The organism is Arcicella sp. BE140, assembly GCF_031456255.1.
Lineage (GTDB): Bacteria > Bacteroidota > Bacteroidia > Cytophagales > Spirosomataceae > Arcicella > Arcicella aquatica.
In genome coordinates, this window is record NZ_JAVDUE010000016.1 from 85,097 (window position 1) to 104,203 (window position 19,107).

Annotated in this window: 15 protein-coding genes; 9 read left to right on the top strand and 6 right to left on the bottom strand. The window is 36.7% G+C overall.

Annotated features, from left to right (window positions below; genetic code table 11):
• Positions 1-32: 32 nt before the first annotated feature.
• From J2Y60_RS19465 to J2Y60_RS19475, 3 genes are all read left to right on the top strand, one after another.
• Positions 33-1,337, top strand: a complete 1,305-nt coding sequence (locus J2Y60_RS19465; protein WP_309922784.1) for an amidohydrolase family protein — start codon at positions 33-35, stop codon at positions 1,335-1,337.
• A gap of 328 nt (positions 1,338-1,665) precedes the next feature.
• Entirely contained in the window at positions 1,666-4,059 is a 2,394-nt protein-coding gene (locus J2Y60_RS19470; protein WP_309922786.1) for an alpha-L-rhamnosidase N-terminal domain-containing protein, read from the top strand.
• 95 nt (positions 4,060-4,154) lie between these two features.
• Positions 4,155-4,544, top strand: a complete 390-nt coding sequence (locus J2Y60_RS19475) for an STAS/SEC14 domain-containing protein (protein WP_309922789.1) — start codon at positions 4,155-4,157, stop codon at positions 4,542-4,544.
• 73 nt (positions 4,545-4,617) lie between these two features.
• Here J2Y60_RS19475 and J2Y60_RS19480 read toward each other — a convergent pair whose 3' ends face one another.
• Complete coding sequence (locus tag J2Y60_RS19480; protein WP_309922791.1) at positions 4,618-6,138, bottom strand: DUF4394 domain-containing protein; 1,521 nt, start codon at positions 6,136-6,138, stop codon at positions 4,618-4,620.
• Between the two features lie 105 nt (positions 6,139-6,243).
• The gene (locus tag J2Y60_RS19485; protein WP_309922793.1) at positions 6,244-7,596 is read right to left on the bottom strand and encodes an FAD-binding protein; all 1,353 of its coding nucleotides are present in this window, start codon (positions 7,594-7,596) and stop codon (positions 6,244-6,246) included.
• A gap of 281 nt (positions 7,597-7,877) precedes the next feature.
• Between J2Y60_RS19485 and yidD the strand changes: the two genes are divergently transcribed.
• The 4 genes from yidD to J2Y60_RS19505 all read left to right on the top strand — a co-directional run bounded on the left by yidD (position 7,878) and on the right by J2Y60_RS19505 (position 12,015).
• Positions 7,878-8,129: a membrane protein insertion efficiency factor YidD gene (gene yidD / locus J2Y60_RS19490; protein WP_309922796.1), complete on the top strand. Its 252-nt coding sequence runs from the start codon at positions 7,878-7,880 to the stop codon at positions 8,127-8,129.
• A gap of 61 nt (positions 8,130-8,190) precedes the next feature.
• On the top strand, positions 8,191-10,713 hold the full coding sequence (locus J2Y60_RS19495; RefSeq protein ID WP_309922798.1) for a M14 family metallopeptidase: 2,523 nt from the start codon (positions 8,191-8,193) through the stop codon (positions 10,711-10,713).
• A gap of 116 nt (positions 10,714-10,829) precedes the next feature.
• Entirely contained in the window at positions 10,830-11,210 is a 381-nt protein-coding gene (locus J2Y60_RS19500; RefSeq protein WP_309922800.1) for a DUF1801 domain-containing protein, read from the top strand.
• 202 nt (positions 11,211-11,412) lie between these two features.
• Positions 11,413-12,015 (top strand): HPP family protein, encoded by a 603-nt coding sequence (locus tag J2Y60_RS19505; protein ID WP_309922802.1) that lies wholly within the window; start codon positions 11,413-11,415, stop codon positions 12,013-12,015.
• Positions 12,016-12,311: 296 nt separating this feature from the next.
• Here the strand turns inward: J2Y60_RS19505 and J2Y60_RS19510 are convergent, their stop codons facing one another.
• A complete protein-coding gene (locus J2Y60_RS19510) occupies positions 12,312-13,943 on the bottom strand; it encodes a M1 family metallopeptidase (protein WP_309922804.1) in 1,632 nt (543 codons plus the stop codon).
• Between the two features lie 225 nt (positions 13,944-14,168).
• A complete protein-coding gene (locus J2Y60_RS19515) occupies positions 14,169-15,107 on the bottom strand; it encodes a hydrogen peroxide-inducible genes activator (RefSeq protein ID WP_309922806.1) in 939 nt (312 codons plus the stop codon).
• Between the two features lie 194 nt (positions 15,108-15,301).
• Here J2Y60_RS19515 and J2Y60_RS19520 point away from each other — a divergent pair, with 194 nt between their 5' ends.
• Positions 15,302-15,844 carry a peroxiredoxin gene (locus J2Y60_RS19520; protein ID WP_309922808.1) on the top strand — a complete coding sequence of 181 codons (543 nt, stop codon included), beginning with the start codon at positions 15,302-15,304 and terminating at the stop codon, positions 15,842-15,844.
• A 64-nt stretch (positions 15,845-15,908) separates the two neighbouring features.
• Entirely contained in the window at positions 15,909-16,493 is a 585-nt protein-coding gene (locus J2Y60_RS19525) for a carboxymuconolactone decarboxylase family protein (RefSeq protein WP_309922810.1), read from the top strand.
• A 57-nt stretch (positions 16,494-16,550) separates the two neighbouring features.
• Here the strand turns inward: J2Y60_RS19525 and J2Y60_RS19530 are convergent, their stop codons facing one another.
• Together J2Y60_RS19530 and J2Y60_RS19535 are read right to left on the bottom strand one after the other, a co-directional pair.
• Entirely contained in the window at positions 16,551-17,585 is a 1,035-nt protein-coding gene (locus tag J2Y60_RS19530; RefSeq protein ID WP_309922812.1) for a hypothetical protein, read from the bottom strand.
• Positions 17,586-17,702: 117 nt separating this feature from the next.
• The gene (locus tag J2Y60_RS19535) at positions 17,703-19,106 is read right to left on the bottom strand and encodes an MBOAT family O-acyltransferase (RefSeq protein WP_309922814.1); all 1,404 of its coding nucleotides are present in this window, start codon (positions 19,104-19,106) and stop codon (positions 17,703-17,705) included.
• Position 19,107 lies beyond the last annotated feature (1 nt).

A 19,107-nucleotide genomic window follows, 5' to 3' on the forward strand; every position in this document is an offset into this window, starting at 1 on the left:
TGACTTAAAACATTTTTTCAAAATAACAGACAATGAAAAACATAAAATACATATATAGCATAGTGTGCTTATTGTTGGCAAATACTATGTTTGCCCAAAACCAAGCTGCAGGCTCGCCCCAAACCAAAGCTATCGCCCTGACAGGTGCAACGATTCATACTGCTGCGGGAAAAGTAATTCAAAACGGTGTAATCGTTTTTGATAAAGGTATCATTACGGCTGTTGGCGATGCTAACACGGCTTTTAACAAAGCTAACACCGAAGTAATCGATGTAGCAGGCAAAAGCGTTTATCCTGGATTAATTTCGCCAGCAAACCAATTGGGAATGGTTGAAATTGAGGCAGTAAGAGCAACAGATGACCAAGCTGAAATTGGGCCAATCAATCCACACGTTCGTGCTTTGATTGCTTATAATACAGACTCAGAGTTGATTCCTACAGTAAGAAGCAACGGCGTATTATTGACACAAGCAACACCACAAGGTGATATTATCACAGGGATGTCTTCTGTTATGCAATTAGACGGTTGGAACTGGGAAGATGCCGTTTTGAAGAAAGATGATGGCGTGCATGTAAACTGGATTGGCTATTTCAAACGTGAATTTGATTTTTCTACTTTTACAGCCACGACTAAAAAGAACGACAAAAGAGATGAATTGTTGAGAGAATTAGACAAAACATTTGATGATGCGATTGCTTATGCACAAATCAAAAATCCTGCGGTAATCAATGTAAAGATGGAAGCGATGAAGGGTCTTTTTGACGGTTCAAAAAATCTATACATTTCGGCTGACTATGGTAAGGAAATTATCGAAGCGGTACAGTTTGCTAAAGCAAAAGGTGTAAAGAAAATCGTAATCATCGGTGGTGAAGAATCGTTATTAGCAGCTGATTTCTTGAAAGAAAACAACGTACCTGTTATTGTCGGTACGACACACCGTTTGCCTAATAAAGTAGACGATGATACGGATTTACCTTATAAATTGCCTCACTTATTACAGCAAAAAGGTGTTTTAGTAGGGTTAGCATATATCGGATTAAACTGGAGAACGCGTAATTTACCTTTCGTGGCTGGTACAGTAGCAGGACACGGTATGGACAAAGAAGATGCGTTGAAGCTTATCACGGCTAATAATGCAAAAATCTTAGGAATTGATAAATTGGTGGGTACTTTAGAAGTGGGCAAACATGCTACTTTAATCGTATCTGCTGGAGATGTATTGGATATGCGTACTGCGAAAGTAGAACAAGCATTCATTCAAGGTCGCAAGGTAGATTTGGACGACAAACAAAAACGTTTGTACAAAAAATATGCTGAGAAATATGGTACAAAGTAGGTTTTTTGATTGAAATAAAGGCTCTTTCTGTTATCGGAAAGAGCCTTTATTTTTTTAATACTATCTACTGTAAACTGTACTCAGAAATAAAATTTTCTTCTCTCACTCAAGAAACTGGGGTTTTATGAGGGATAAAAGCTTTTTCTATCTCTCATAATTTCTTTCTATTAGCGAGTGACTTAAGTCACTCGCTAATAGAAAGAAATTTACATAAACAACTCCACCTCCACTAGAGATAAGGATTTGGAATAACATGTAGGAACAGGCAAGGAATATTAGACTAAATCTGTATTTTAGTTTCATTATCCACAATCAATCAAAAACGACAATGAAAGTACTGCAAGCGTTGCTCATCTCTTTAATTTTCACCCTTCCACTTTCAGCACAACAAGCAAGTCTTAAGGTGTTAAATCATCGTTGGCAAGCCAATTGGATAGCACCGCAACAGGTAAGTCTTAAAGATTTTGGCGTTTATCATTTTCGTAAAAATTTCGATTTAACAGAAAAACCTAGTCAGTTTATCATCAATGTTTCTGGTGATAATCGCTATCGACTTTTTGTCAATGGCCATTTTATTGGTGCTGGCCCTGCTCGAAGCGATTTAATGCACTGGAATTTTGAGACTTTTGATATTGCTCAATACTTAACGCAAGGCAAAAATACCATTGCTGCCATCGTCTGGAATTTTGGCGAATATATGCCTGCCGCACAGATGAGTAATAAAACGGGTTTTATCATCCAAGGGAATACTGAACTGGAAAGTGTTGCCAATACTAATAACACTTGGAAGGTATTGCAAAATCAGGCCTATAAACCTATTCCTGTAGAAGGTTCAAAGTTACGTACCTATATCGTAGTAGGCTGTGGCGAAGAAGTGGATGCCACAAAGTTTCCAAGCAATTGGGAAAAACCATTATTTGATGATAGTCAGTGGCTAACAGCCAGAACTTTAGAACATGGTTATATTTCGGGAACAGGTTCAGGAGCAGAATGGTATTTAGTACCTCGAACGATTCCACAAATGGAGGAAATTCATCAAAATATCAATACCATTCGTAGATTTGAGAGTACAAAAACTATCACCATGCATGATAATTGGTTGAAAGGAAAAGGCTCATTAACAATTCCTGCCAATAGCAAAACGACAATTTTATTAGACCAAACATTTGAAACTGTTGCCTACCCTGAAATAATTGTGAGCGGAGGTAAATCTGCTGATATTAGTTTTACGTATGCGGAGGCTTTGATTGATGATAAATGGGTAAAGGGAAACAGAAACGAGATTGAAGGTAAAAGAATTATTGGTATCCAAGATATTTTTCATCCAGACGGGCAAGCTAAAAGCAGTTTCAAACCTCTTTGGTTTAGAACCTATCGTTATATAGAAATTACGATTATCACCAAAGAACAACCTTTAGCAATCGATGATTTTTATGGCTTAAAAACGGGTTATCCTTTTGAAGAAAAAGCCAACTTTACTAGTAATGACCCAAGCCTACAAGACATCTGGAAAGTAGGCTGGCAAACGGCACGTTTGTGTGCAGGTGAAAGCTATTTTGATTGCCCTTATTATGAGCAATTGCAATATACGGGTGATACCCGCATCCAAGCCTTAATATCATTATATGTTTCTGGCGACGACCGTCTGATGCGTAAAGCCCTGACAGATTTCAATAATTCTATGACATCCGAAGGTTTAACCCAAAGCCGTTACCCATGCAATACGCCCCAAATCATTCCCACTTTCTCGTTGTTTTGGGTATCTATGGCGTATGACTATTGGATGCACCGCAAGGATGATGCCTTTATGAAAACGCTTTTGCCCAATATAGAAAAAGTATTGGGTTGGTATGAAAGGAAAATAGACCCTCAAAAAAATATGTTGGGAGCGATGAACTGGTGGTCGTTTGTAGATTGGGCTAAGCCTTGGAAATGGAATGCAGTTTCGGATATTGGTGGTATTCCTGATGGAGCAACAGATGGAAATTCATCTATCATCAGCTTTCAGTATGCCTATACTTTACGACAAGCAGCTGCCATTTTTGATACTTATGGAGACAAAGAAAAAGCTATTTATTATCGTACAATGGCCGATTTACTCTCGAAATCAAGCTACGAGCAATGTTGGGATGCTACCAAAAATGAAGTAGCTGACACGCCTGATAAAAAGGCTTTTAGTCAGCATGGAAATATCTTTGCTATCCTTGCCAACGCTGTGCCACGTGCCAATGAAAAGGCGATTATGGACAAGATTTTAAATGACCCAAGTTTAACACAAGCTACTTTCTATTTCCGCTTTTATTTAACACAAGCCCTCAAAAAAACAGGAAGTGCTTCTTTGTATTATGACACACTAACGCCGTGGCGAGATATGCTCAAGATTGGTTTAACCACTTTTGCAGAACAAGCCGACCCTACTCGCTCCGACTGTCATGCTTGGTCGGCATCGCCTAATTATGATTTTCTAGCGACTATCTGCGGAATCATGCCCGATGCCCCCGGCTTTGAAGAAGTACGTATCCAACCTTCTTTAGGAACCTTAGAAAACATCTCAGGCAAAATGCCACATCCTAATGGAGACATTACCGTAAAGCTAAACCGCAAAGGCAAAACAGGTATTCAAGGGGAAATAACCCTACCTCCTAACCTTTCTGGCAGATTTGTTTGGAACGGAAAAACGATTTCTTTGGTAGCGGGGAAACAAGTGGTTGATTTGGAATGATACAAAATTAAGAGCTTTGTCAACTTTTGAAAAGTTGACAAAGCGAAATCTAAGTTGAACATTGGCAATAAAGATTAAATTCGATAAATAACATTATGCTTCCTCCTCCCAACGCAGACCTCATAAAAGGCGAAATCGCTGACTATTATCTAAACAGTGACGGTATTTTGTATTCGTATTCAAAGAGTATTAAAAGGACGGTTCAAAATATTACAGATAATATTGCTTTGGTGAAGTCTATTACGAATAATAAGACTGTTCCATTATTAATTTATCTGTGTGATTCGCCTATACCTGATAAAGCTACTCGTCAGTTTTCTACTGAGCAATTGCCTAATGTTTATAAAGCTATGGCGATGGTTTCTAAGGCAGGGTTGGCTCAATTTATCATGAATATTCTTTTCAAATTTAAGAAACCTCCTATTCCGATGAAGTCATTTTCAAATGATATAGAAGCTAGAGAATGGTTGATACAGTACCTGTGATAAATTGATGAACACAAAAAACCCCAAGAAGAAATCCCTTGGGGTTTTGCATAATCATAAACTACACCAAATATTAAAAACCTGTTCCTACCGTGAAGGCACGTACTGTGCTTGGTAAATCTGCTAATTTTGTAGCTGCTCCTGTTGTAAGATTTATGGTGTAAATAGAAGATTTATCACCAACCTTCAAGGCTGCATAAGCTATTCCTCCTCTACTACTAATATCAAATCCTCCCACGGTTTCAACATTAATCCCCAATGCTCCTACCTCTACCAATGTACCATTATTTGGGGGGTCTTGCTTGTATAATTTATCCGTTACATTATCAATATTAAACAAAACCGTTGAGGTAGCTCCTGCAAAATTATTGGTATATGCAGAGGCTGTTATAGACGGTGTACCCGGATTCAAAGCACCATCTACTGCTGCAATTGCTCCAGTTTCTGGATGTAAACGTAAGTTTTGCCCTGTATTACTGATACAACGGATTCTATCTACGGTAGGATTAAAATCAAAGCCAAAGGATGTTCCCGCTAAAGCAGTAGCAAATGGTGCTGTACCAACTACTGTGGCAACTCCCGACGAAGTATTTAATACATACAATCTACTGGTACTACCCAAAGCGTATAATTGTCCTGTAACAGGGCGGAAATCTATTCCTACAATACTTTCGCCTGTTTGCAAACCTGTAATTGCTTTTGAAACGGGTGTACCAATATTCATATAATTGAAGACCATCAAATTATTACTTTCATCCACCGCATAAGCCACTGGTGAGGTTGGAATAGCCAAACCAGTGATATTTCCAGCAGGTAAATTGCCTAATTTTGTTAATTTCCCTGTTGTAATATCTACTTGATGAAGTTCCCATTTACCCGAAACCATTACAGCCGTAAGGGCTACATCACCTGCTGGATTAATATCAAAACCTGCCGAAGCACTTATGTCAATACCTAAAGCACCTACTTCAACTAAAGTACCATTATTAGGGGGGTCTTGTTTGTATAATTTATCAGATTTTGAATCAATGTCATATAAAATCGTGCTACTGGCACCAGCCACATTGTTGGTATAAGCTACTGATTCAATCACAGGACTAGCACCGCCATTAATACTCCCGTCAGTCGCTGCAACTGCACCCGTTTCTGGATGCAAACGTAAATTCTGCCCTGTATTGGTTACCAATCTGATTCTATCAACAGTTGGGTTAAAGTCTAGACCTACCGCTGTACCATTGATAACAGGATTTAGAGCAGTAGTACCTATTACTCTGGCAGTACCTGTTTCTTGATTAATTACATAAATTCTATTCATGGTACTTACGCCATATAATTCCCCCGTGGCAGGGCGAAAATCTATGGATACCAAAGCATCGCTCGCTAACAAACCTGAAATAGTGGTGGTAGCAGTAGCAGTTTCTGAATTCATGGCATTTACCTTCATCAATTGCTTACCATCTGCTAATACGTAGAACGTCTGGTCTGGTTTAATAACCGCTGGCACGTTTTCGTTGTCATCCTTACAGGAAAACATACTGAAACCCAAAGCAAAAGCGGAGGCTGTCAGTAACAGTCTAAATTTATTTGAGTGCATATCTACTAATAGTTTTATGTGGAAATTTTAGCAGATATACGCAGACTATGCATTCTTGGTTTGGATTAAATTCAGAAAAATGAATTATAGTTTCATTTTACGGCATTAGCTGTTAAAAAGATTTTTCTTCAAAAACTCATTTTGAAACTTTCCTTTGGGGTCATATTCTTTTACCAAAGCCTTAAAGTCATTTAACTTTCCAATTCGACCTTGTAAAACCGTTGCGTCCATCGTAAAGAGTTTTGCCCAATGTGGACGGGCATTAAAAGGTGCTAATTGTTCTTCAAAGAGCGGAAGCAGACCCATTACTACATCTATTTCTTGTTTCCAAGTAGTATGTATGGCTACACACGTTTGATTGTAACAAGGGCTCATCCATAAATCATCTGCCTGAATGGCGCGAATTTCTGAGATAAAAATATGCGGGCTAACTTTCTCGTGTAGTTTTTCTATTGCCATCATGGCTTCATAAGCGTGTTCGATAGGAACAAAGTATTCCGACTGTAATTCTTTCCCTGCACTTGGCGTAAAACCCATTTTAAAATGTGGCATTCGTTCATACCATACGCCAGTTACACCTAATTGCTCGGTGCAGTTTTCTGCTGAAATTTCTTCTATCGGATGTAGGTTTTGTGTCGCTAATTTTGCGCCAAATAATGCTGCTGGAATTTCCGTCGTATCCCCTTCTTCTACTTTACTTTTTACCCATACTTCATTAATATTTTTATTCTTCCAGTCGGTAAACAAGCTTACACTATAGCCACTAGACATGATGGTCTCGAAGTTCTTTTCTAAGGCACTCATCGGTAGGTTTCTATAAACTACCTGCTTCATTTTAAAGCTCGGTTGCAATGCCAAGGTAATTTTAGTAACTACCCCTAAAGCCCCTAGCCCAACTACGGCACCATTAAACTTTTCGCCATCTTTTTCTTTTGAAAGATTGATTACTTCTCCTTCGGCATTTACAAATTCAAAGGCAGTAACGGCTGTAGATAAGTTTCCATTTTTAACGCCAGAGCCATGTGTAGCGGTTGCACAAGCTCCCACTACTGAAATGTGGGGCAGGGAAGCCAAGTTGTGTAAGGCATAGCCATTTTCTTCTAAATAAGGGGCTAATTCGCCATATTTTATACCGCCTTCTACCGTAACAGTATTCGCTTTTTTATCTAATGAGACTACTTTATTGAAGTCTTTTAAGGAAATCTGATTCTCGCTACTATCAGCAATGGTATTAAAAGAATGACGCGACCCTAACGCTTTGAGACTATCACACTTCTTTACAATTTCCTGTACTTCTTCTACATTTTTGGGATAATAGACATTTTCGGCACTGTATTCTAAATTTTCTGCCCAGTTTTTCAGGTGCGTTTTTGGTGCTGACTTACAAGCTACTAAGCGAGAAAGCACGATTCCTCCTACCATAATTGACGACGTTTTTAAAAATGTTCTTTTTTTCATACGGATAAATAGTTGAGATGTTTTGGATATTAAAGCAATATAAAACTAATTTATATTTCATCCTTTAAAACACAACGAAACATCAAACTTTACTCATTTTAGTGATACTTATGTGATAGTCCAATCTTTTAATACAAGGTCATTCACACCCCATATAATAGCATAAACCCATCTGAATTGTGCATATTATGAGAGCGTTTTAGCAGAATATCAAGCTAAGGTTATATTGTTTTTTTAGCATTTGAAAAAGGATGTTTACCTTTGAGAAAACATTCCAACCAATGGCAAATATCCCTAGTAAAATCCTTATTGTTTTTGTGCGTATATATCAAGGACTCATTTCTCCTTTTTTCCCGAATGCTTGTCGTTATACTCCTACTTGTTCGCAATACATGATTGAAGCCATTCAAATCTGGGGTTTTTCAAAAGGCTTTCGTTTAGGTATGAAACGTTTTGCCTCTTGCCATCCTTGGGGCGGTAGTGGCTATGACCCTGTACCACAAAAATCTTGTTGTGAAAAAAAGGACAATTGATTTTTTAGGAAGTTTTTTATTTCTATTTTTGGTTTGAATCTATTCATCAAAACTCAAAATCATGCCCAAAAATCTATTAATTTACGCATTTTTGCTACTAAGTATCTGTGCATCAGCACAAAGCAAGCTCCAGTCTCCCGAAGAGTTTCTAAACTTTAAAAAAGGCGAACGCTTTCTAAGACATCATCAAGTAGTGAGTTATTACGAATATGTAGCTCGCCAAAGTCCTAATCAGGTTAAATTGATTCAGTATGGCTCAACTAATGAAGGTCGCCCATTGATGATTGCTATTTTAGCATCTACTGAAAATTTTGCACAATTAGAAGAAATCAGGACCAATAACCTAAAGTCAATTGGTTTACTGGAAGGAAAGCCTACTAAAAAACAACCTGCGATTGCTTGGCTGAGTTTTAACGTACATGGTAATGAGTCATGCGGAACAAGTACTGCTCCATTTACCTTATACGAGTTGATGAACCCTACTAACGAGCGTTCAAAAGCTATTTTAGCCAATACTGTGGTTATCCTAGACCCTAGCATTAACCCTGATGGATACGACCGTTATGTAAACTTTTATAATCAAAAGGTAGGTGCTGTGTATAACCCAAATCCTGCTGCAATTGAACATGCTGAACCTTGGCCAGGTGGACGTTTTAATCATTATTTATTTGATTTGAACCGTGACTGGGCATGGCAAACACAAAAAGAATCGCAAGAAAGAATGGCAGTGTACCGTCAATGGATGCCACACCTTCATGCCGACTTTCATGAGCAAGGTGTAGAAAACCCTTATTATTTCTCACCTTCTGCCAAACCATATCACGAAGATATTACTAGCTGGCAAAGAGAATTCCAGAAGATTTTGGGTGATTATAACAAACGTGATTTTGATAAAAATGGATGGTTGTATTTCTCAAAAGAACGTTTTGACTTGCTATATCCTTCTTATGGTGATACTTACCCAACTTATAACGGTGCCTTCGGTATGACTTACGAACAAGGCGGAGGCGGTAGAGGTGGCTTAGGGGTTACTAAAAGAGATGGTGATACCCTTACTTTAAAACAAAGAATCGACCACCACTTAAGTACTTCTTTTTCTTGTTTAGAAGCCATTTCAGCGAATGCAGACAAAACCGTTACTGAGTTTATCAAGTTCTTTGATAATGCTCAAAAAACGCCAGTAGGTCAATACAAATCATTTGTATTTAAAACGAAAGGAAACGAGAGCAGAACACGCGAGTTCTTGAATTATTTAGACCGTGAGAACTTCCAATATGGTATTGCAGGAAAATCATTAGTAGCGGCTGGCTATAGCTATCAGGATGATAAAAATGTAGGTTTCGCCATCGACCCCGATGATATTGTGATTAACTTATTCCAACCTCGTTCTACGTTCTTAAAGATTTTATTAGAACCTAAAACAATGGTTGAAGATTCTGTCACTTACGACATTACGTCATGGTCGTTACCGTATGCTTATGGTTTAAGTGCCTTTGCTGTTAAAGATAAAATTACGCCAGCACCCAAGCCTCAGTTTGTACCTGCTACGTCAAAAATAGAAAAACCGTATGCTTATATTGTAAAATGGCAAGCATTCAGTGAATTGAAATTATTGGCTTCTTTATTGAAAAAAGGCATCAAAGTTCGTTCAGCAGCCAAGCCTTTTGAAATCGAAAACCAAACATATAACGAAGGTACTTTAGTAATTACTCGTACAGGAAACGAACGCTTAGGTGATTCTTTTGATAAAATTGTAAGAGCTGAAGCCGATAAGTTCCAAGTAAATCTTTATTCGGTATCTACAGGTATGTCTACTAAAGGTTCAGATTTTGGGTCAGATAATGTATCGTATTTAGCTCCACCAAGAGTGGCTATTGTTTCAGGTGAAGGTGTTTCTGCTACTGGTTTTGGTGGCACGTGGCATTTCTTTGATAAACAACTTGAGTATCCTGCTACAATTATTGGTGAAAACACGTTGGGAACAGTTGATTTATCTAAATATGATGTATTGATTTTAGCAGATGGTCGATACAATAAAATTTTGGATGACAGAAACTTAAACAAAGTAAAAGACTGGATACGTGCTGGTGGCAAATTGATTGCGATACAAGGCGCATTGAATGCTTTAGCGGGCAAAGATGGTTTTGAGTTGAAACACAAAGAAGAGGATAAGAAAAAGGATAAAGACAAAGAAAACGAATCGGCTAAATTAAAGGTTTATGCCAATGCTGAAAGAGAATCTGTTTCAGAAGAAACACCGGGAAGTATTTACAAACTTTCAATGGATAATACCAATCCATTGGCTTTTGGATATGACAAAAACTACTATAGTTTGGTGTTAGAAACAACTGATTTCCAATATTTAACGGATGGTTGGAACGTGGGTGTCACTAAAACCAAAGATTTAATAGCGGGCTATGTAGGTGTAAAAGCACAAGAAAAGCTTAAAAACTCCATGATTTTCGGGACACAAGATTTTGGTCGTGGACAAATTGTTTACTTAGCTAATGACCCTATTTTCAGAGGTTTCTGGCAAAATGGTAAATTATTGTTTGGAAATGCTGTATTCATTGTGGGGAATTAATTTTCTTCAATTCATTTCATAAAAAAAGCCTTTATCCGTGACGGATAAAGGCTTTTTTTATGTTAAATTTTCTTGAAAATTAACAGGTTAGATAAAACCAATAATCAGAGCAATCCATGAAAAACTCGATCATTAAAATCAATACTATTGATGATTACATCGCAGGTTTCCCTTTGAAGATACAAGAACAGCTACAAACCCTTAGGTTAATAATAGCCGAAGCGGCACCCAATGCTGAGGAAGGAATCAGTTATGATATTCCTATTTTTAAACTTCATGGAAAATTAGCACATTTTGCTGCTTATAAAAACCATATAGGCTTTTATCCAGGGGCATCTGCCGTCGAAGCTTTTAAAACGGCATTAGATGACTATGAGACTGCTAAAGGAACCATCCATTTTCCTTTCAACGAGGCAATTCCCAATGAGTTAGTGACAGCAATTATACAATTTAAGGTAAAAGAAAATCTAGTGAAAGTTGCTTTGAAAAGTAAGTAGTAGTACTAAAACCATTTCTAAAAATTGAACTTGTTAACGAAAAGTCTTGTCTAGTATTTAGAGTTAAATAAGTATAAATACTTATTTAACTCATAGTAAAATCATTTTTACATACTAATTTTGATTTACAAATAAGAAACAAAACTCACAAAACAATTCACAACTATCAAGCTATCTTAGGCTAAGAATTAAGAATGGACGAATGGTTAGACAAAAATTAAAACGAAATTTAAGAATTTCAAGGTACATTATCTACAAAGAAACGTTAGTCGATTACAAAGAAAATTTCTGGTCATTTATTGGTGCTTTTATTGGCATTGGACTCATCTCATTTTTACAAACCTTCCAACTTACCTCAGATGACAACATTTTTCTGATAGGTTCATTCGGTGCATCAAGTGTGTTGATTTTTGGTGCTATTCAGAGTCCCCTCGCACAACCACGCAATCTGATTGGTGGACATTTGATTTCCGCTATTATAGGAGTAACTATTTATCAACTGCTTCCTAATATTCTTTGGCTAACAGCTCCTTTGGCTGTTTCTAGTGCTATCGTGATGATGCAAATCACCAAAACGCTTCATCCTCCGGGCGGAGCAACGGCATTATTAGCTGTGATTGGGTCTGATAAGATTAAAAGTCTAGGCTATTTTTATGTTTTATCGCCTGTGCTTTCAGGCTGTCTTATTCTCTTTCTAGTGGCTATTATTTTTAATAATATTACCCCTAATAGAAAATATCCAACCGACAAAAGATTTACAAATTCTTTGAAAAAGATGTTTATTAGAAATAATAAGAACTTTTAACGTGAATTATTCCTATTAGTAGGTGACTTAAATCCTATCAATTACACACATCTTTTAAAAAGTTGAAATAGAGATGAGATTATTGATAAAATTGGTTTAAATAAGCTTAAATCGCCTTTCAAACCGAGCTTTGGTCGCCTCATTTCATAGCCTGACTACGTGAAACTCTTATTCCTAGCGAGGGACTTAAGTCCCTCGCTAGAGATAAAATTATTGATTACCAGTTATTTATACACTTGTGGGTAATCAGTAGGACTTAAGTCACCTACTAATAGGAAAGATGGGGAAATAATAGCTTATACCTTTTTCAAATTCACATAAAAGTTATCATCAATTTTTATGTCTTTAATTCCTTTTATGCTTTTCCACGTTGTAGTTGGCTGAATAAATTGATACTTACCTGTGGCATTTTCTATCTTGACGGGCATATTAAAGCCATCAATGCAGGTAGTCCAGCGGTAGGATACCGCTCCATTCTCTACTTTATATTCCAAAGTCGGGATTTCGGGATTTCTAAGGTATTGATCAAAAACTTTACTTAAATTAATCCCTGATTTTTTGGAAATGTAGGTCTCTATTTGCTTGGTATCTACAGTTTGGTGATAAAAATCTTTGTTCAAACCTATCAAAATTTGCCTCCATTTTTCATCATTATCAATAACCTGTCTGATAGTATGTAACATGTTTCCTCCTTTGTAATACATATCTCCAGAACCTCCCTGATTTACTTCATAGTCACCAATAATTGTCTCTTTGTTGCCAATTAGTTTCCTACATCCCTTCACATAAGCCGCTCCAGCTTCTTTGCCGTAATAATATTCTGTAAAAAGGTTTTCTGAATAATTAGTAAAGCTTTCATGAATCCACATATCAGCAATGTCTTTATCCGTAATATTGTTAGCAAACCATTCATGTCCAGACTCATGAATAATGATAAAATCCCATTTCAGCCCCCAGCCTGTTCCCGATAAATCTCTCCCTAAATAGCCATTAGCGAAATGATTACCATAGGTAACAGAACTTTGGTGTTCCATGCCTAAATAGGATACTTGTACTAATTTATAACCATCTTCATAAAATGGATAAGGCCCAAACCAATGTTCAAAGGCCTTGAGCATCATAGGCACTTGTTTGAATTGAACTTTGGCTTTTTCTAAGTCTGCCGGTAGCACATAATAATTGCAGTCTAAATCGCCTTTTAGTCCTTTATATTTTTCCGAGAAATGTACGTAATTTCCGATGTTGATATTTACGCCATAATTGTTGATTGGATTTGAAACGAACCAATCGAAAGTACGTGTATCGTCAGGATTATCCACAACTTTCAATAATCTTCCGTTTGAAATATCCTGTAATCCTTTAGGTACTGTAATAGAAATCAGCATACTGTCGGCTTCATCATACATGTGGTCTTTGCATGGCCACCAAACGCTTGCACCTAAACCTTGACACGAGGTAGTAATGAACCATTTTCCCTCTGCATCTTTCTTCCAAGAAAAACCTCCATCCCAAGGTGGACGACGAGCTACTCTAGGCTTACCTTCATAAAACACTGTGATAGATTCTGTTTTACCTGTCACCTGCTTTTTTTGTAATTCCACAAAGAAAGCATTTCCTTCTCTTTTGTAATGCAATGACTGTCCATCCTGAATCACCTTCGTGATTTGCATTGGATTTTGTAAATCAATTTGTATTACCTGTGCGGGCTTTAATACCTTATAAGTAATCAAATTATTCCCAGAGATCGTACTATCATTGGGTTGAACTTTTACACTAAGATGATAGTATTGAAGATTCCACCAAGCTCTTTCGGGGGTAATGCTTCCTCTAAGCGAGTCTTGTCGAGTATATGCTTTTTTAGGTTGGAATAACTGCGAAAATCCTAAAAAGCTTAGGGTACAGAAGCATAAAGTGATAATGAATTTCATTGTTGTTTGTTGATTTTTGGTATTTTAGGATTGTTAGACTTTAGGATTAATGGACTTTAGGACTAGAGGACTTTAGAATTTTTGAGACGCTTAAATTGTTCATGTCCTTAAATCCGAAAAGTCATAAATCTTTCATGCTTAAAGTCATAAAGTCCTTTATCCTAAAGTCATAAAGTCCTCTAGTCATAAAGTCTTACATTACAATCCCAAAGTCCAAGAGAAAAACTAAGCTACCTCCACTATATTCCTTTTCTTTTCCACAGTCAATTCTTTGGGGAGGGCTGCTAAGATACATTCTTTTAGGGCTTTTAGGATGCCTAATTTTGCAAAATTTTTGTGAGCTACCAAACTTACTTCTCTGACAGGTGCGGGTGATTTAAAATGACGTATTAATTTTAATCTTTCATCATCAAAATCCATGGTTGCCAATTCGGGTAAGATAGTAATACCTTGGTTTCTTTCTACCATCTTGCGGAGGGTCTCTAAGCTACCAGCCTGATATTCAAATTGATTTCTGCCGATAGATTTACGCTTTAATTCACATAAATTCTCAATCTGCGAACGCAAACAGTGTCCTTCTTCCAAAAGCCATAATTCCTTGGGGTTAATATCTTCTGAAAGTGCATATTTTTTCTGATAAATCGCATTTTCTTTTGATACATATAAAACTAACTCTTCATAAAAGATAGGATATTCTACAATATTGGGCTGTTGGAGAGGCGTCGCAATTAACCCCAAATCAAAATCATCATTCTTTAAGCCATGTACAATTCTATCCGTAGTAAGTTCTTTAATCTTTAGTTCAACATTCGGATATTTTTCAAGAAAATTAGCTAGAAAAAGCGGTAACAAATAGGGAGCAATGGTAGGAATAACCCCTAAACGGACTTCACCAGTTACATCGTGTTTCCCAGAATTGACAGCATCTTTGATTTTATAAAATTCAGCAATAGTAATACGTGCTTGTTGAATAATTTCTAATCCAATTTGGGTAGTTACTACTGGTTGACGACTCCTATCAAAAATTTTCACACCCAATTCATCTTCCAGTTTTTGAATTTGCATACTCAAAGTTGGTTGAGTTACAAAACAACTATCAGCAGCTTGCACAAAATTTCTATGATTTTCGACGGCAATTACATATTCTAATTGTGTAATAGTCATGTTATTAAAAGAAGTTATAAGGAATATCTATGTAAATATCAATATTATCAATTTGTTTACAAAGAGATTAGTGAGCAACTTTGTAAAAGAAAAAGAAATATTACTTTTTAAATGCGGTAATACTTAATTTCTTTCTAAAAGAACTAAAAATTGTACAATTTCAATATTTTAATTAAACAGAAAACAAAAAAATCATGTTATCATTAGGCTCAACATTCCCAAAATTCCAAAAAACAGCAGTAGTTTCTCTTGAAAAAGGAAAAGAATTTTACGATATTACTTCAGAAGATCACAAGAATGCTGACAAGTGGTTAGTAATGTTCTGGTGGCCAAAAGATTTCACTTTTGTTTGTCCTACTGAAATTGCTGCTTTCAATGCAAAATATGACGATTTCTCTGATCGTGATGCTATCTTAATCGGTGCTTCTACAGATTCAGAATTCGTTCACTTAGCTTGGAGAAACAATCATGACGATCTTCGTGGATTAAAATTCCCAATGTTAGCTGATACTTCTAAATCTTTAGCTGAAGAATTAGGTATTTTAGAAGCAAACGAAAAAATCGCTTACCGTGTTACTTATATCGTTGACCCACAAGGAATTATCCGTTGGGTATGTGCTAACGATTTATCTGTTGGCCGTAACGTTGACGAAGTATTAAGAGTTTTAGATGCACTTCAGACAGACGAACTTTGTCCTTGTAACTGGAAACAAGGCGAAGAAACTTTATCAGTTTAATTTCCTAATTAAGAGGCTTTAAATACATAAAGCCTCTTAATTTTCACCTCTTCAAATTAAAATCATGTTCGGAACAGTTAGTGAAACTAAAAATAATCTGTTGGCAGAAGTAAACCTTCCTTCAACATTTGAAAGCCTTTTCCTTGATCGCTTAAACACAGCCGACCACCGTTATATCAAAGACCTTAAAATCAATGTTTCTAACGCTTTGAAAGCACAGACTTTGAAAGAGAAAGAAGCTGTTTTGTTGGCACTATCAGTAGCTATCAACGAGAAATCAGGTACTTTGATTACTGCTTTGGAGGAGCTTGCAAAAAGCAAAGGAGCAGAAGAAAAAGAACTTTTAGAGGTTGCTGCTTGCGTATCTTTAATGAATGCTAACAATGTATTGTATCGTTTCCGCCATTTTATGGATAAAGAAACGTACAATAATATTCCCGCAGGTGTCAGAATGTCAATCATGATGAACCCTGTGCTTGGTAAAGAATTCTTTGAATTATTGAGCTTAGTAATTTCAGCAATCAATGGTTGTGAAATGTGTGTTACTTCGCACGAAGCATCGGTAAAATCTCACGGTGCTACAGAACAGCGTATATTTGATGCCGTTCGTTTAGGTGCTGTTATCAAAAGCTTTATTACTTTGTTGTAATTGAGCAATACCACTTTTAATTATCCCGCTAGATGAGGGTCAGCGCAAGCTGGCTCTTTATTTTTTGCCTTCTCCTATAATCTGTTTGTTGATAATGCCTAACCAAACATTTCTGCCCGTGCAATTCCAATGGGTATCACTTTTCAGGTAATACTTTTCAGGGGATTTTCTGAATATTCCATACGTATCGATAACTGGAACACTCAAAGCTGGATTGCTTTGAATACGCTCTATTAAATGATTATATTTTCCTAAATCGGGAGATTGTACACTTACTTTGTTGGGAATAATGGATAGATACACTTCATCAAAACCCGCCTTTAAATATTTTTCTTTACTGTTATTAGCATGAGTAACGAAGGTATCAATCTGAGCATCGGTTACTGGGAAAAATGCAGAACGCCCATGTGTACTATCGGCCTCCTCCATATAAAATAAATGCTGTTTATCTTGCGATAATATTACTTTAGGCTCTATTCTATCAAAGAAAACCAATGTCATTTTAGCTTTCAATTCTCTGAACCAGAGAAATATATCATAATTGAATAAGGTATGCTCAAGGCGTTCTTCTGTGCCAGGAGGGAATATTACAGGGGAAACTTTATCCCATCCTCTAATTACTTTTTGACGGAAACTTAAGTGTGGTTCTTCCACTTTTCCTACAGGTTTTTCACAACGGAAATTATCTACATCTTTTGAAAGGTGTTCTTTCGCTGACCTTTCTACTGATTCCAAAATCAAGATATTCCTTTTAGTACTATCTAATTGAATATAGGCATCTTTTGCCCAATGGATATAAGTGTATTTTCCAGCGTTAAAATCTGTTTTATTGACTCTTGCTTCCTCTGAAAAGCTATCTCCAATGATGTATAAATGTACATAAGAGGTATCGCTATTTAAAGGTTTTGAATTTTCATGACAATTTTCTGCTTTTTGTTTAAACTCAGGCAGATACGAAAGTCGATACAAATCACCAAACCGATAATCGTCGGGAAACAGTTTGGTACTCATGTAAATGGCTGGAAAGTAAGCTTGTAGCCATAGAAATATGGCTAAAATGAGTACTGAATATTTTAAAATACCTTTTAACATAGGAATGAAGCTTTCGGCTGTCAGTCGTCGGATTTCAGCTTTTGGATTTCGGGCTTCAGAGTTCAGTTATCGGACTCATAAAAGCTGACATCTGATAGCCGACGACCGAAAGCCATATCAAAATTGAAAATAGATAAAATTGTTGGTATTGAAGACCCCAAAGTAATACACCAATATCATTATGACCGACACCAAACTGTAAAACTTGATATTACTTTGTGTATTGATATAAAAATACCTCAATTCTTTCCATAATAATAATATAATCAACCCCAAAGAAAATAGCATTTCGACGCCATTCAGAGGCGTTTCTAGTAAATCGTTTGGAGAAGAAAAGACTATTTTTTTCAGAATCAACAAGGCATCCTTCGTATTTTTTGCTCTAAAGAAAACCCATGCCAACATCACTAATATAAAGGTTGTAATCAAGTTAATGCCTTTCCCTAACGTATTTTGGGGCAAAGTTAATTTGGGGAAATATTTATTTCTAAAAGCAGCTATCACCAAGTATAGTCCATGTAGAGAACCCCAAATAACAAACGTCCACTGAGCACCGTGCCACAAACCACTCACCATAAAAACCACAAACTGATTGAAATATTTTCGCCATTCGGCTACACGATTCCCACCTAAAGGGATATAGAGGTAGTCACGAAACCAAGTAGAAAGAGAAACATGCCATCTACGCCAAAATTCTGAAATAGATTTTGAAAAATAGGGACTTTTAAAGTTCTCCATCAATTCAAAGCCCATTACTCTGGCAGAACCCAAGGCAATTTCAGAATAGCCCGAGAAATCGCAATAAATCTGAAAGGTATAAAAGAAAGTAGCGACCAAAAGCGATAGTCCATTTTTTTCAGCAGGATTGCCATACGCAGCATCTACCACCATAGCCAGTCGGTCGGCAATTACCACTTTTTTAAACAATCCCCAAGCCATCATCATGAGCCCACTTTTTACTTTCTCCCAATTATACTGATGCTTTTCATAAAATTGATGAATCACATTCTGGGGTCTTTCGATGGGGCCAGCTACCAACTGTGGATAAAACATCACATATAGGGCATAAATCCCAAAATGTCTTTCAGCCTTTTGATTACCTCTATACACCTCTATCGTATAGCTCATTGCCTGAAAAGTATGGAAAGATAGGCCAATAGGTAACAGAATTTTCAGATAAGGCGCAGGGTTTCTGACATGAATAAAATGTAAGAGATGGGTAATATTGGTATTAAAAAAGTTGTAATATTTGAAAATGGCCAAGATGCCAATGTTGGAAATCAAACTGATAATAAGGAGGAGTTTCCTGCTATGTCCTTTTGATTGTTCTATATAAATACCCGCGAGATAATCGATAATGATGGTAAAAAACAGGATTAAAATATAGATAGGCTGAAAAACCATGTAGAAATAACAACTTGCAAAAAGCAGTAATCTCCAACGCCCATTCCAACCCAAAGACCAGTAGCCAAGCGTAACGATGATAAAGAAAATTAAAAAATGAATAGAATTAAAAAGCATA